The organism is Mesorhizobium tamadayense, assembly GCF_003863365.1.
Taxonomy (GTDB): domain Bacteria; phylum Pseudomonadota; class Alphaproteobacteria; order Rhizobiales; family Rhizobiaceae; genus Mesorhizobium; species Mesorhizobium tamadayense.
Window position 1 is genome coordinate 13,470 of record NZ_RQXT01000020.1, and the last position, 14,787, is coordinate 28,256.

Consider the following 14,787-nt stretch of genomic DNA (forward strand, 5'->3'; position numbering starts at 1 on the left):
TAAAAAAATCATAAAGTTAAGTGATATGTTAATAGTTAGTTAATATGTAAAATTTGAATTTATGAATAAACCAATTCAATTCTTCTGATCCCAACTACAGCTTGTTTTTCATCGATTTCAGGCTTCTATCCGGATGTTGGCGGCTTGGGCGGTGCGGGAAGGTCCCAGCGCTGCGGCGTTCTGCACCAGCGCGCGCATATAGCCGAGCGCGAAGGCCTTTCCCGCATGCCAGGGCGCGTCGCAGGACATTTCCGGCGTATGGTCGGGGATGATGACGCCATCATAGTTTTCGTCGCGAAGGATGCGGACGATCTCGGCCATGTCGATGTCGCCGTCGTCGACGAAGGTCTCGTGATAGTTCGGCACCTTGCCGCGCACGTTGCGGAAATGGATGTAGCCGATCCGCTTTCTTCGGGCAAAGCGCCGGACATGCCCGTAAATCTCGTCGGCGCCCGGCATCTCCTGCAGCGAGCCGAGGCAGAGCTCCAGCCCGTTGGACGGCGAGTCGACGATGTCCATCAGCCGGTCGTACTTCTGCGGCCGGTTGACGAGCCTTGCGGTGCCCCGCAACGCTTCGGCCGGGGGATCGTCGGGGTGCGCGGCGAGCACCACGCCAGATCCTTCGGCCACCGGAACGACCTCCCGCAGGAACGCGCCGAGCCGCTGCCAAAGCTCATCGCTGCTCACCGTCACCGGTTCGGCGTCGGGCCGGCCGGCGCGGTAGCGCATGTTCCAGACGACGCCGTCGGGGAGGGGCAGATCGGGATCGATGGCCGCAAGGTCGAGCCCCACCGACATCGCTTCGCCGCGTGCGAACGGTCCGCGCGACCAGCCCCAGACGCCGGCAATGGAGAAATTGTAGCCGATGCAGGGAATGCCGGCGCGCCCGGCATCGCGGACCAGACGCTTCAAGCCTTCGATCTGCTTTGCCCTATCGGGACCGTCGAGCAAAACATCGGACCAGAAGCGCGGCGAAAAATTCTCGATCGCGGCGATTTCCAATCCGTTGTCGCGCACGGTCTTCACCAGGCCGGCGAAGTCCTCATAGCTCCAGAGCTCATCGGTTGAGCAGTCGCCCCAGCCTTCCCTCTCGCTGCCGGCCGACAGCGAAGGATCGCGCCCGCGAAAATAATTGGTGAGGTGGGCAACGATGTGGGTGGCGCCTGCCTGACGGGCAAAGCGGAAATTGTCCGGCGTCAGCGATTCCCGGTAAAGGCCAAGACCGATCTTCATGGCGCTACTTCACGCCGATGCCGGCGGTCAGCCCGCCGTCTATTTTGTAGTCCGCGCCGGTGCAGAAGCTGGCTTTCGACGAGCATAGAAAGGCGATGAGTTCCGCCACCTCCTCCGGTTCGCCGATACGGCCAAGCGGATGCGCCGCGCCGAAGCGCCTGTAGGCTTCCTCGACATCGGCATCGCTGCCGTTTTCGCCACGCGCGGCCTTCTCCAGGATCGGCGTACGGATCGAGCCCGGGCTGACCGAATTGACCCGGATGCCGGCCGCCGCGTAGTCGAGCGCCAGCGAACGCGTCAGCGTGTGGATGGCGCCCTTGGTCGTGGCATAGGCGGCGACGTTCTGCTGGCAGGCGAAACCCTGCACCGAGGCGACATTGACGATGGCGCCGCCACCGCGGCGGATGATTTCGGGGATGCCGAAATGCGCCGTCAGGTGGATCGAGCCGACATTGACCGACATCGCCTTGTTCCAGGTTTCCCAATCAGTCGTCGTTGCGGTTCCGTACGGATGGACGGCCGCCGAATTGACGATCACGTCGAGGCCGCCGAAGCGCGCGACGCCGGCCGCGACGGCGTCGCGGACCTGGTCGGGCACGGAGACGTCAGTGTCGATGACCAGCGCGCCGGCTTCGGAGCTTTCCAGTTCTGCTCTCATCGCCGCATTGGCCGAGCGGTCGATGCCGCAGGCGATGATCGCTGCGCCCCCTGCCGCAAGGCGCCTGGCGGTTGCGAGACCGATTCCGGTCGTCCCGGTCACCAAGGCGACCTTGCCGTCGAAATCCTTCATTGGGGAACTCCTTCGTTCACGTGTCGGAAGCCGGCTCTTCCGGCAGGAATCGCAGGGCGAAATCGAGATGGCGGCTCATCAGGTAGGCGTAGGCCAGCCTGTCGCGTGCGCGCAGCGCAGCGATGATCTCGCCATGCGCGGCGCGGGTGTCGGCCAGCACCGGGCGCATTTCCTTGCCGATGGTCATGATGCGCAGGATCACCGGGGAAAGGAAGGAATACATGTCGCTCAGCATGCGGTTGTCCGCCAGCCCGATCAGCGCCATGTGGAAATTGAAGTCGTTCTCGGCGGCCTCCTCGATCGAGCGGCTCTCGACGATCCGGGCATTGATCTCGTCGAGAGCCTCGATCTGCTCGCTGGTGGCATTGAGCACGATGTGGTCGCCGATGCCGACCTCGATGATGCGCCTGAAGCCCTGGATGTCGGCGAAGGAAGAGCGCGAGACATCCATGTGGGCGGCGAAGAAATTCTGGATGGCGATGCTCTGCCCGTCGGCCAGGACGGCGCCGACACGCGGTTTGGGCTCGATAAGTCCGTAGGTGCGGATGGTGCGCAATGCCTCGCGCACCGTGTTGCGGCTGGCGCCGGTGATCTCGCTCAGCTCGCGCTCCGTCGGCAGCACGTCGCCGACGTTCAGCTGCCGCACGCGGATGAGATCGAGGATCCGCCCGGCCGCGGTGTCGACCGCGGATCTGCCGCCGGTGCGTCGCGCAGTGGCGTTCTCGGGCACGGCTTGAGAATTTTCCAACATTCGACCTTCCTATTTGTTGGACCAAAATATCGAAGGCTTTGGCGAAAACAATCATATTTTATCATTAATCGTGAGATATCGGCCGCCGTTGCCTGATTGGCGGCTCCAAAATCAGCACAATTTTTAATTTGACTCCCATTGTGGTCCAACAATAGGTTGCCCTTCTCTCGCAGAAGGAAACGGCAATGGAACAGTGCTGGCGCTGGTACGGACCGGACGATCCGGTGACACTCGATCATGTCAAGCAGGCGGGTGCGACCGGCGTCGTCTCGGCCCTGCACGACATCTATGACGGATGCGCCTGGCCGCTGGAAAACATCTTGGAGCGCAAGCGGATCATCGAGGCGGCGGGGCTGACCTGGTCGGTCGTCGAGAGCATTCCCGTCCACAACTCGATCAAGATCGGCTCGCCGGAACGGCTCCGCTATGTCGGCTGGTACAAGGACACGATCCGCGCGCTCGCCAAGGCCGGCATCGCCGCGATCTGCTACAATTTCATGCCCGTGGTCGACTGGACCCGCACGGATCTGGCTTACCGCCTTCCGACGACCGGTTATGCGTTGCGCTTCGACGCGATCGATTTCGCGGCTTACGACCTGTTCGTGCTGAAGCGCAGGAATGCCGAGGCCGGTTACAGCGCCACGCGCATCGCTGAGGCTGAAGCGCGATTGAAGGAACTCGGCGACGAGAAGATCGACAGGATCGAGCGCAACCTCATCGCCGGCCTGCCCGCCACCGAGCGCAGCTACAACCGCGACAGTTTTCGCGAGGCCTTGGCAGAATACGATTCGATCGGGCCGAAGGAATTGCGCGACAATCTCGCCTGGTTCCTGCGCGAGATCATTCCGGTGGCCGAACAGGAAGGGGTGCGCATGTGCATCCACCCCGACGATCCGCCCTTCTCGCTCTACGGCCTGCCGCGAATCGTTTCGACAGCCGAGGATGCGCGCTTCATCCTCAGCGCCGTCGATAGCCCGGCCAACGGCCTGACCTTCTGCACCGGCTCCTACGGCACGCGCGCCGACAACGACATCGTCGCCATGGTCGAGGAGTTCGCCGGCCGCATCCATTTCGTCCATCTGCGCAACGTCACCATCGAGGATGACGGCTCCTTCTATGAAGCCGAGCATCTCGAGGGCGGCACCGACATGGCGCATGTCATCCTTGCCCTGACGCGAGAGGAGGCGCGCCGCCGCAAGGAGGGCCGCGCCGACTGGCGCATTCCGATGCGGCCGGATCACGGACATCTACTCGCCGACGACATCGGCAAGACCAGGATCAATCCCGGTTACTCGCTGATCGGCCGTCTGAAGGGCCTCGCCGAACTGCGCGGCATCATGCGGGCCGTCGAGCGATTTGGGCTGGCTTGAGGCCGCCGGCCGGGGAGGGAGTTGCCATTTGCGTATGTAAAAACTAGTTGCTCAGGTAAAAATAACTGCTACTGATTGCGGATCGGGCGTGTGCCCGGTTCAGGGAGGAATTGCCGGATATGACAAGACTGCGCGGTCTCGCGTGGGATCATCGACGTTGCTGGGGTCCGCTGGATGCCAGCGTGGCGCCGTATTGCGCCGCCAATCCCGGCCTGGAAATCGAATGGGACCGCCGCAGCCTCTATGAATTCGGCGAGGGCGCGCTCGGCCCGGTGCTCGGCGCGTACGATCTGATCGTGTTCGATCATCCCTTCATCGGCGACATCGCGCAGGACGAGCTGATGGTGCCGTTCGACGCCTATCTCTCGGCGAAGCAGATACGCTTCTTCGAGCAGGATTCGGTCGGTCCGTCCTGGCGGTCCTACAAGAAGAACGGGCGCCAATGGGCATTGCCGATCGATGCCGCCTGCCACGTCGCCTCGTATTGTCCGGACCTTCTGGAGCGCTACGGTCCGGTGCCGCGCTCGCATGAAGAGGCCGTCGCGCTCGGCCGGCTCGCGCGCAAGGACGGTAAGTGGCTGGGCCTTCCCTTCGTGCCGACGGACGCCATGTGCCTGCTTCTGACGCTCGGCCATCCGCAGGAGGACGGCGAGCAATTCATCGCGACGGAAATGGTCGTGCAGGCGATCGCGCAATTGCGCGAGCTTGCGGCGCTTTCGCATCCCAACTCGTCCAAATGGAATCCGATCCGCTGCTACGACCACATGGTCGCGCATGACGACGTGGTCTACGTGCCGTTCGCCTTCGGCTATGTGAATTACGCCTCGAAAACCGACGGGCCGTATCTTCGCTTTGCCGACGTGCCGACCGCGCGATCGGGCGGCGCCTTGCTCGGCGGTGCCGGCATCGGCGTCAGCGCCGGGTCGAAGCACAAGCGGGAGGCGATCGACTACGCGCTGTTCCTGTGCTCGCCCGAATACCAGCGCGGTGACTATGTGAGATCGGGCGGCCAGCCAGGATCGCTGGCGGCCTGGAAGGACGCCGAGGTCAATCGTTTCTCCGGCGATTTCTTCTCCTCGACGCTGCGCACGATCGGTTCGTCCTATCTGCGCCCGACGCATCCGGGCTTCATCGCCTTCTTCCGCGAATGCGCGCCGCGTGCGGCCGCTGCCATCGCCGGCGACATCGCGGCCGCCGAGCTGGCCGAGCACGTGAACCGCCTCTACCGCCAAACCAGGCAACCGGAACGGAGCGTCGCGTGATGGCTGCCGGCATTGCCGAAATGCTCGACGAAGGCGAAGGCGGCCGCAACGGCTATCGCGTGCCGGCTGTGGAGAAGGCGCTCGACGTCCTGGAGTTCATGGCCTCAAGCGCCGAAGCGCTGACGCAGACCGAGATCGCGACCGGCCTCGGCCGCTCCATCCACGAAATCTACCGTATCCTGCTTCTCCTGGAGAAGCGGGGCTACATCTTCCGCACGCAATCGGACCGCTTCCGGCTGTCGCTGAAGCTGTTCGAACTGGCGCATATGCATCCGCCGGTAAAGCGGCTTGTCGAATGCGCACTGCCGGTGATGCGCGAATTGACCGCCAATGCCGATCAAAGCTGTCATCTGGTGGTGCGCGAGGGACAGAACGCGCTGGTGGTGCTGCAGATCGATTCGCCGCTGCCGATGCGCTATTCGGTTGCGCTGGGATCGCATTTCCCGATCCTAGAAACCAGCTCCGGCGCGGTGCTGCTTGCCCATTCGAACAGGGCCGAGCGCGACCGCATCGTCGAGCGCATCGTGGCCGCCGGCGAAGGCCAGGGAACGCGTGAGGAAATCGAGGCGCGGCTGAACGAGGTGGCGCGGCTCGGCTACGAGATGCGCGCCTCACTGGCTGTCGAGGCCTGCACCAACATCTCCATGCCGGTGCGCGATCATACCGGCGCCGTCATCGCCGCGCTCACGGTGCCGCTGCTGCCGCAGAAGGCGGCGCGATTCGACCGCGAAACCGTCTTCCAACGGACCCGGGCCGCCGCCGAGAAGATATCGGCCGCACTCGGCTGGGGCGAATCCAACAACGCGTTGCATGCCAACCCGGAACGGCGGGACTACCCGTTCAGCGACTGACAAAAAGCAATAAACCTGGGAGAAGAAAATGCACTGGTCCAAGTCAATCCTTTTTGCATCCGCGGCCGTGTTGGCCATGGGCGCTGCTGCCGCGCATGCCGAGAACATGCCGAAGCGCATCGGCTACGTCACTAACTACGCCACCCATGAGTGGTACCAGAACGTCATCAAGGGCATGAAGGCCCACGGCAAGGACCTCGGCATCGAGGTCGAGGTACAGGACGCCAATCTCGACATAGCCAAGCAGGTCGCAGCCGCTGAGGACTTTATCGCCAAGGGCGTTGACGTGCTGATCCTCACCCCGGTGAATGAAGAAGGCGTGGTCCCGCTGCTGCGTCAAGCCAAAGCCGCCAACATCCCGGTGGTGCTTGAGGGCAACCCCGTCAAGGGCATGACCACGATGGTTGCCATATGCGACTATGACACCGGCTATTTCTCCGGCGTCGAGGCCGGCAAATACGCCAAGGAAAAACTCGGCGGCGCCGCCAAGGTGATGAATGTCGGGCTGCCGTTGCTGTCGGCAACTGTGCTGCGCTCGCAAGGTTTCATGGACGGGCTGAAGACCATCATCCCCGACGCGGTGATGGTTCATGACCTCGACGGCGGCGGCAATCCGGACCGCGCGCTCGAAGTGTCTTCGGCTGCACTCGCCAAAAACGCCGACATCAACATCATCTACGGCATCAACGATTCCTCATCGCTGGGCGGCCTGCAGGCCTGGAAAGCGGCCGGCAAATCACAGGATGGCCTGTTGACGGTCGGCACCGGCGGCGAAGGGCTCGCCTTTATCAACGCGATGCAGAACGAGCCTTCCTACCGTATCGAGGCCGCTATGTTCCCGGAAAAGGAAGGCTTCACAACCATCGACGCGGCGGTCAAGCTCTTCAACAACGAGCAAGTGCCGGAGCACATCGTCAGCCCGACCGCGCCGATGACGGGCGAGGACTGGAAGAAGTACTATGATTACGACGGCACCGCGCGCACCATCAAATGGGACGCCGTCAATGCGCTGCAGCCGCCGGCAAAGTGCATGAAAACCTCGGCCGACCTGAAGAAGTAGGCTGATCGAGATGGCCCTTCCCACGTCGCGGGAAGGGCCTACCGGCCAGATGCTGTCGGCCGCAAAGACACCGGCACCGGCGCATGGCCCTGAGCGACGGGAATGGACTGAGATGAGCGAGCTTACACACGCCCCCGCGCAAAGGCGTTCGATCGGCGGCCAGCTTCTGGGCGGCAGCCAGCTCGTGCTGGGCGCCATCTTGGCGGTACTCTGCATCGCCATCTCGATCGCGGCGCCGCAATTCTATTCGGAACCCAACATCATCGCCATCCTGCGCCAATGCGCGCTGGTGCTGATCGTGGCCTCCGGCATGACCATGCTCATCATCACGGCGGAAGTCGACCTGTCGGTCGGCGCCTCGCTCGCCTTCGTCGGCTGCATCGGCATGGCGGTGCTCAACTCGACGCACAGCCTCACGCTCGGCATGCTGGCGGCGCTGGCCTTTGCCGGTGGGGTGGGCCTGTTCAACGGGCTGGTCGTCACCAGGCTCAGGGTGAACTCGCTGATCGCCACCATCGGCACGATGATGATGCTGCAGGGCGGCGTCTATCTGTTCACGCGCGAGGCGGTGCAGAACCACAATCGGCTGGCGATCTTTACAGATCTCGGCGCCGGTTATGTCGGCGCGGTGCCGGTTCCCGTCATCCTGGCGGCACTGATCTTCGCGGTCGCCTATGTGACGCTGCGCTTCACCACGCTCGGCCGCTATCTCTATGCGGTCGGCGCCAATGAAAAGGCGGTGCGCCTGTCCGGCCTGCGCTCCGAACGCCTCAAGCTGTTTGGCTTCGTGGTCACCGGCCTTTGCGTCGGCGTTGCCGGCATGATCCTGTCGTCGCTGATGAATGCAGGCCAGCCGACCGCCGGCCGCGGCTTCGAGCTGACAGTGATTGCCGCCGTCATCCTCGGCGGCACCAGCCTGCTCGGCGGCCGCGGCTCGCTGTTCGGCACATTGCTCGGCGTGCTGGTGCTGAAGGTGATCGACAACGGCATCATCATCCTCAGCTGGAACCAGGATCTGCAGATGGTGGTGCCGGGCATCGTCATCATCCTGGCAACCTATCTCGACATCATCCGGAACAAAGCCAATGTCCGTTGATTTCCTTCATCCCGGCGAAGGCGCGGCCATCGATACGGATGTGCCGGCGCTGGAACTGCGCGGCATCGGCAAGCGCTTCCCGGGCGTCGTGGCGCTCGACAATGTCGACTTCACCCTGGAGCCCGGGAAGATCCACGCTCTGATGGGCGAGAACGGCGCCGGCAAGTCGACGCTGATCAAGATAATGGCAGGCGTCTACGGCAAGGATGCCGGCACCATCCGCATGCGCGGACGCGAGGTCGACATCAAGTCGCCGCGCGACAGCCTCAAGGAAGGCATCAAGGTCGTGTTCCAGGAGATCGCGTTGATCTCCGAGTTCACCGTCGCCGAGAACATCTTCCTCGAAGGCTATCCGACCGGCAAAGCCGGCTCGATCGACTGGAAGAAGATCCGCGCCGATTCAGCCGCGCTGTTCAACCGCATCGGCTTCGACGTCGATCCGGCGGCCCGCACCGGATCGCTGCCGGTCAGCCAGCAGCAGATGGTCGAGATCGCCCGCGCGCTCGCCCATGAGGCGCGCGTCGTGGTGATGGACGAACCGACGTCCTCGCTGACGCCGAACGAAGTCTCGCTGCTCTTCACCGTTATCCGCCGCGTCGCCGCTCTCGGTATCGCGGTGGTCTATGTCAGCCACAAGCTCGACGAGGTGTTCGAGATCGCCGACACGGTGACCGTGCTGCGCGATGGCCGCCACATCTCGACCAGGCCGATCGGCGAGCACACCAACGACACGCTGATCCAGGACATGATCGGCCGGCGCATCGACAATCTGTTTCCCCGCAAGCGCGGCGCGCCTGGCAGCAAGGTCGCGCTGTCCGTGGAGAATCTCAGCACGGCCAAGAAGCTGGACGAGGTTTCCTTCGAGGCACGCGCCGGCGAGGTCCTCGGCTTCTTCGGATTGATGGGCGCCGGCCGCACCGAGCTCGCCAAGGCGATCGTCGGTTACGATCCGATCACTGCGGGCACGATCACGGTCGACGGTCAGCGTCTTGCGCCGCACGACACGCGCACCGGCGTCAAGCTCGGCATCGGCCTGCTCACCGAGGATCGCAAGAGCGAAGGCCTGATGGGCGAGCTGCCCGTCTACCAGAACGCCAGCCTGGCCTCGCTCGGCGCCTTCGCGCGCCTGGGGTTCGTCGATAAGGCGAAGGAAAACAGGGCCGTGCAGGACTATGTCGACCGCTTCCGCATCAAGACGCCCAGCCTGTTCCAGCAGGTGAAGAACCTGTCGGGCGGCAATCAGCAGAAGGTGCTGATCTCGCGCTGGCTGATGCGGGGGCTGAAGGTCATCGTCGTCGACGAGCCGACCCGCGGCATCGATGTCGGCGCCAAATCGGAAATCTTCGCGCTGATCGACCGGCTCGCCGGCGAAGGCCTCGCCGTCGTCATGATGACGTCGGAGATGCCGGAACTGCTCGGCCTTTCCGACCGGATCGCGGTGATGTGCGAGGGCCGCCTGACCGCGATCATGTCGCGCGAAGAAGCCACGCAGGAAAAGATCCTCAATGCGGCGATCGGATAGAGCCATGGCGCGTCGTGATCGGCCTCTGGAAAGGAGCAAGCGATGAGCCTTGCAAGCACGGCTTCCGCAAAGGCCCAGCCGTCCATGCTGGCGCGGCTCTTTGCCAGGCAGGAACTGGCGCTGCTCGTCTGCCTCGTCCTGGTGCTGGTGTTCTTTTCCGCCACGGTCGAGAATTTCCTCTCCGTGCGCAACATGACCAACGTGCTCGGGCAGGCCTCGCTCGCGCTCACCGCCGGCATTGGCTGCGCCATCGTCTTCATTTCCGGCGAGGTCGACATCTCGATCGGATCGTTGCTGGCGACCATCGCCCTGCCGTTGATCATCATCATGAACGACACCAACTCGCTGCTGCTCGGCGTCAGCGCCGCGCTGCTGTTCGGGCTGATCATCGGTGCCGTGAACGGCTATCTCACCGCCTATGCCGGCATCAACTCGCTGATCGTGACGCTTGGCACGATGTTCATCATGCGCGGCGGCGTCTATCTCTATACCGGCCAGCGCGCGATCTCGGACGATGCTGCCCTGGACAGCTTCATCGCGCTGTCCGATGGCCGCCTGTTCAACATCATCCCGTATTCGGCGGTCATTGCCATCGTCCTCCTCGCCGCCTTCGGCTACATGATGCAGCACCGGCCATTCGGGCGGCAGATCTATGCCGTCGGCGGCAACCAGGAAGTGGCGCGGCTGGCTGGCTATGACGTGCGGCGCGTCAAGTTCATCTGCTTCATCATCAGCTCGCTGCTCGCAACGGTTGCCGGCATCATCCTGGCGGCGCGCGTCGGTTCGGCGCAGCATACAGCAGGGCTCAATTTCGAGTTCCAGGTCGTCGCCGCGACCGTGCTCGGCGGGGTGAGCCTTGCCGGCGGCATCGGCAGCCTGACCGGCATGGCGCTCGGCGTCTTGATCCTGCAGTTCCTGTCCAACGGCCTGCGCGGGCTCGGGCTGCCGACCGAATGGCAGCTGGTCATCACCGGCATCATCATCATTGCCGCCGTGGCCGTGGACGAGGCGAAGCGCCGGCGCGCGAATGGAGGCTGACATGGCTCGTCTTGAAGGAAAAACCGCCGTCGTCACCGGTGCCGCCGACGGCATCGGCCACGCGATCGCCGAGGCGATGGCGCGGGAAGGCGCGCATGTCTTCCTCGGCGACATCGCCGACAGTGCGGGCGAGGATTTCGCGGCAGCACTTCGTGCTTCCGGCCACCGTGCCGACTACGTCCATTGCGACGTCTCGCAGGAAGCCGATATCGCCGGCCTCATCGATGCCGCTGTCAAGAAGACCGGACACCTCGACGTCCTGGTCAACAACGCCGCCATCGCCATCGGCGGCATGCCGGTGCACGAGATGACCGACGAGCAATGGCACAGGCTGATCGCGGTCAACCTGACCAGCGTGTTCCGCGGCTGCAAATACGCGCTGCCGCACATGATCGCGCGGAAGTCGGGCTCGATCATCAACATGGCCTCGGCGCAGGGCCATATCGGGCTCGACGGCTGGACCGCCTATGCCGGCGCCAAGGGCGCGGTGATGGCGATGACGCGCCAGATGGCGGTCGAGTTCGGCCCAGTGAACATCCGCGTCAATTCGATCTCGCCGGGCACCATAAACACGCCGATGAACGACAGGCTGATCAAGGAGATCGGCGGCAACCTCGCCAAGGCCTGGGTCAAGATGCATCCGCTCGGCCGCATCGGCGAACCTTCCGAGGTGGCCGAGGCCGCCGTCTATCTCGCCTCGGATGCGGCAGGCTTCACCACCGGCACCGATCTGCGCGTCGACGGCGGGCTGACCGCAGCACCCCGCTACGTGCCTGAACTGCTTTGAACCACAGAACGAGACATGAAATGAACAAGGCCCTCGAAGGCGTCCGCATCCTCGATTTCAGCCATCTGCTGCAGGGGCCGTTCGCCACGCAGCTGCTCGGCGACATGGGCGCCGATGTCATCAAAATCGAGCGCGCCGGCGTCGGCGACATGTTCCGCGGCATGACCTTCTTCGCCAAATGGGTGGGCGGCTCCGAGAGCCCGAACTTCCTCGCCTGGAACCGCAACAAGCGCTCGATCGCGCTCAACCTGAAGAGCCGCAAGGTGCATGCCATCATCATGGAGATGGCCAGGAGCGCCGACGTGGTGGTGCAGAATTTCCGCCCCGGGGTGCTGGCCAAGCTCGGCTACGGCTACGAGGATTTCAAGGCCGTCAACCCGCGCATCATCTACTGCTCGGGCTCGGGCTATGGCGAGGAAGGGCCTTACGTCGAGCGCCCCGGCCAGGACATGCTGATCCAGGGACTTGCCGGGCTGATCGCCAACACCGGCCGCGGCGACCAGGCTCCGGTTCCCGCGGGCGCCGGCCTCGCCGACCAGATCGGCGCCATGAACATGGTCTACGGCATCCTGTCGGCGCTCTATTATCGCGAGAAGACCGGCAAGGGCCAGAAGATCGAGGTCAACCTGCTGGCCGGCCTCCTGGCGCACCTCAACCAGGAATATGTCGCCGTGCTCAACCTCGGCGAGGATTTCGTGCGGCCGAATTCCGGCATCGGCCATCCCGGCATGCAGGCGCCGTTCGGCATCTACGAGACCAAGGACGGCGGCTACGTGTCGATCGCCATGAGCCCGTTCAAGACGCTTTGCGAGGTGCTGGGGGCGCCGCAGCTTGCCGTCTATGACGACCTCAAGACGCTATTCGACAAGCGCGACGAGGTCTTCGACAAGGTCAATGCCGAGACGAAGAAATTCGCTACGCAGGATCTGCTGGCGCGGCTGCTCAAGGCCGACATCTGGTGCGCCGAGGTGAAGGATATCCGCCGCGCGGCGGAAGACCCGCAGGTCACGCATATGGGCATGATCACCAGCTACGATCACCCACGCGGCGGCAAGGTGCGGGTGGTGGCGCCCGCCGTCAAGATGAGCGAGACGCCCGCGACCATCGAGCGGCCGGCCCCCCTGGTCGGCCAGCACGGCCGCGAGATCCTGGCCGAGTTCGGCCTCTCCAGGGAGGAGATCGCAGCACTCGAGGCCTCCGGCGACATGACCGTGGACGCGGCCTGACGATGAGCGCCTACCAGACACTCACGGTCGAAACCTCGGGCCGCGTCGCGATCGTCACCTTCCGGCGCGCCGACCAGCTCAACGCCATGAACCGGCTGATGCAAGGCGAGATTACCGAGGCCTTCGAGGCGCTGTCCGGCGATGCGGCCGTCGGTGCGATCGTGGTGACCGGCGAGGGGCGCGGCTTCATGGCCGGCGCCGACATCAAGGAATACGCAGCGCAAACGCCCGCCGAGTTCGACATTTTCCAGGCTGCCGGCGCGCGCATGTATGCGGCGATCGAGAACAACCCCAAGCCGGTGATCGCGGCGGTCAACGGCTTCGCGTTGGGCGGCGGCATGGAGCTGGTGCTGTGCTGCGACGTCGTCATCGCCAACCAGTATGCGAAGCTCGGCCTGCCGGAGATCAAGCTCGGGCTGGTCCCCGGCGGTGGCGGCACGCAACGCAGCGTCGCCAAGCTCGGCCGCAACCGCGCGAATTTCCTGCTGATGACGGGCGCGATCGTGCCGGCTTCCGAATTCGTCAGTGCCGGCCTGGTCAACGAGATCGTCGATGTCGACGCCCTGATGCCGCGCGCGCTGGAACTGGCCGGGATGATAGCGGGCGAGCCCGCCGCCGCGATCGAAGGCCTGAAGGCGCTGACGGCGCACGCCGTGTCGGGCGACCTGGCCGATGGCCTCGCCATGGAGCGCGACATACTGGGCGGGCTCTACCGCAGCGAGATCGGTCAGCGGCGCGTCAAGGAGTTCGCGGAGAGGAGTGCCGTGAAGAAGGCCGGCTCATGAAGGACGACAACTATCGCGGCGTCGGCTGGGCGCATGGCGCGCTGACCGTCCAGCGGCTCGGCGCGATGTTGGCGCCGGTGACGTTCGTGCTGGCCGACGGCCGGCAGGTCTCGCCGATGCACATCGCGCCCTGGTCGAGCGAGCCGGCGACGGAAGCGTTGCCGGGCATCCTGCGCAAATTGCGAGGCGAATGGCCCTGCGTGCCTTTCGGTTACTCGGTGCCTGCCGAGGGATGGTCGGAAAACTGGGCGCGCGTGATGGGACCGCCGGAGCCGGACGAAGAAGTGCATGGCTATAGCTCCAACCATGACTGGACCTGGCGCGACAGCGGGAGCGGGTCGCTGTCGCTGGTACTAGACTATCCCCAGGGGAGCCCGGTCGAGCGCGTCGAGCGGACGGTGAGGCCCGATCCGTCGGCGCCGGCCATCGACATCGAATTCAGGATCGTCGTCCGCCGCGCCTGCCGCCTGCCGATCGGACTGCATCCGGTGTTCCGGCTGCCGTTCGAGACGGGTGCGGCCGCGCTGGAACTTGGTGGCTTCGATGAAGGCCGCACCTACCCGCACGATGTCGAACCCGGCGCGGCGCTGTTTGCCAGGAATAAGACGTTCTTCGAACTGACATCGGTTCCGGCGCGAGCCGGGAGTGCGATCGATGCCTCGCGGCTGCCGCTGGCCGCCGACACGGAAGAGTTGCTGCAGATCGACGGCGTCGACGGCGAGGCGGCGCTCGCCAACCACGAGGACGGCTACCGGGTGCAGCTATCCTGGCAAAAGGAGCATTTCCCGAGTCTTCTGCTCTGGTACTCCAATCGCGGCCGCAAGGCGGCGCCCTGGAACGGGCGTCATGTCGCCGTCGGCATCGAGCCGATCTGCTCGCCCTTCGGGCTCGGTCCGGCGACCGCGCTGGCCGACAATCCGATCGCGCAATCCGGCATCGCGACGGCGCTGGAATTCTCGCCCGAAAAACCATTCGTGACCCGCTACCGCATCGAGGCATTCGCGCTGTGACGAACC

Annotated in this window: 14 protein-coding genes; 11 read left to right on the forward strand and 3 right to left on the reverse strand. The window is 64.3% G+C overall.

The window, feature by feature from the left end:
• Positions 1-117 precede the first annotated feature (117 nt).
• The 3 genes from EH240_RS17215 to EH240_RS17225 are packed head-to-tail and all read right to left on the reverse strand — an operon-like array spanning position 118 to position 2,774.
• On the reverse strand, positions 118-1,233 hold the full coding sequence (locus tag EH240_RS17215; protein ID WP_125000245.1) for a mannonate dehydratase: 1,116 nt from the start codon (positions 1,231-1,233) through the stop codon (positions 118-120).
• A gap of 4 nt (positions 1,234-1,237) precedes the next feature.
• Positions 1,238-2,023 (reverse strand): SDR family NAD(P)-dependent oxidoreductase, encoded by a 786-nt coding sequence (locus EH240_RS17220; protein ID WP_125000248.1) that lies wholly within the window; start codon positions 2,021-2,023, stop codon positions 1,238-1,240.
• A 16-nt stretch (positions 2,024-2,039) separates the two neighbouring features.
• Positions 2,040-2,774: a FadR/GntR family transcriptional regulator gene (locus EH240_RS17225; RefSeq protein WP_245436140.1), complete on the reverse strand. Its 735-nt coding sequence runs from the start codon at positions 2,772-2,774 to the stop codon at positions 2,040-2,042.
• A 185-nt stretch (positions 2,775-2,959) separates the two neighbouring features.
• Here EH240_RS17225 and uxuA point away from each other — a divergent pair, with 185 nt between their 5' ends.
• From uxuA to EH240_RS17280, 11 genes are all read left to right on the forward strand, one after another.
• A complete protein-coding gene (gene uxuA / locus EH240_RS17230; protein WP_125000251.1) occupies positions 2,960-4,144 on the forward strand; it encodes a mannonate dehydratase in 1,185 nt (394 codons plus the stop codon).
• A 119-nt stretch (positions 4,145-4,263) separates the two neighbouring features.
• Positions 4,264-5,406: an ABC transporter substrate-binding protein gene (locus EH240_RS17235; RefSeq protein ID WP_125000254.1), complete on the forward strand. Its 1,143-nt coding sequence runs from the start codon at positions 4,264-4,266 to the stop codon at positions 5,404-5,406.
• Positions 5,406-6,257: an IclR family transcriptional regulator gene (locus EH240_RS17240; protein ID WP_125000257.1), complete on the forward strand. Its 852-nt coding sequence runs from the start codon at positions 5,406-5,408 to the stop codon at positions 6,255-6,257. The genes EH240_RS17235 and EH240_RS17240 overlap by 1 nt, the downstream gene beginning before the upstream one ends.
• A gap of 28 nt (positions 6,258-6,285) precedes the next feature.
• Positions 6,286-7,317 carry a sugar ABC transporter substrate-binding protein gene (locus EH240_RS17245; RefSeq protein WP_125000260.1) on the forward strand — a complete coding sequence of 344 codons (1,032 nt, stop codon included), beginning with the start codon at positions 6,286-6,288 and terminating at the stop codon, positions 7,315-7,317.
• 112 nt (positions 7,318-7,429) lie between these two features.
• Positions 7,430-8,413, forward strand: coding sequence for an ABC transporter permease (locus tag EH240_RS17250; protein WP_125000262.1), 984 nt, complete (start codon positions 7,430-7,432; stop codon positions 8,411-8,413).
• The gene (locus EH240_RS17255) at positions 8,403-9,935 is read left to right on the forward strand and encodes a sugar ABC transporter ATP-binding protein (protein ID WP_125000265.1); all 1,533 of its coding nucleotides are present in this window, start codon (positions 8,403-8,405) and stop codon (positions 9,933-9,935) included. The genes EH240_RS17250 and EH240_RS17255 overlap by 11 nt, the downstream gene beginning before the upstream one ends.
• Before the next feature lie 42 nt (positions 9,936-9,977).
• Positions 9,978-10,973: an ABC transporter permease gene (locus EH240_RS17260; RefSeq protein ID WP_125000268.1), complete on the forward strand. Its 996-nt coding sequence runs from the start codon at positions 9,978-9,980 to the stop codon at positions 10,971-10,973.
• Position 10,974: 1 nt separating this feature from the next.
• Positions 10,975-11,760, forward strand: a complete 786-nt coding sequence (locus tag EH240_RS17265; RefSeq protein WP_125000271.1) for an SDR family NAD(P)-dependent oxidoreductase — start codon at positions 10,975-10,977, stop codon at positions 11,758-11,760.
• Positions 11,761-11,780: 20 nt separating this feature from the next.
• On the forward strand, positions 11,781-12,986 hold the full coding sequence (locus EH240_RS17270; protein ID WP_125000274.1) for a CaiB/BaiF CoA transferase family protein: 1,206 nt from the start codon (positions 11,781-11,783) through the stop codon (positions 12,984-12,986).
• A gap of 2 nt (positions 12,987-12,988) precedes the next feature.
• Positions 12,989-13,771, forward strand: coding sequence for an enoyl-CoA hydratase/isomerase family protein (locus EH240_RS17275; protein WP_125000277.1), 783 nt, complete (start codon positions 12,989-12,991; stop codon positions 13,769-13,771).
• Positions 13,768-14,781, forward strand: coding sequence for an aldose epimerase family protein (locus EH240_RS17280; protein ID WP_125000280.1), 1,014 nt, complete (start codon positions 13,768-13,770; stop codon positions 14,779-14,781). Before EH240_RS17275 ends, EH240_RS17280 begins: the two co-directional genes overlap by 4 nt.
• The last annotated feature ends 6 nt before the right edge of the window (positions 14,782-14,787 follow it).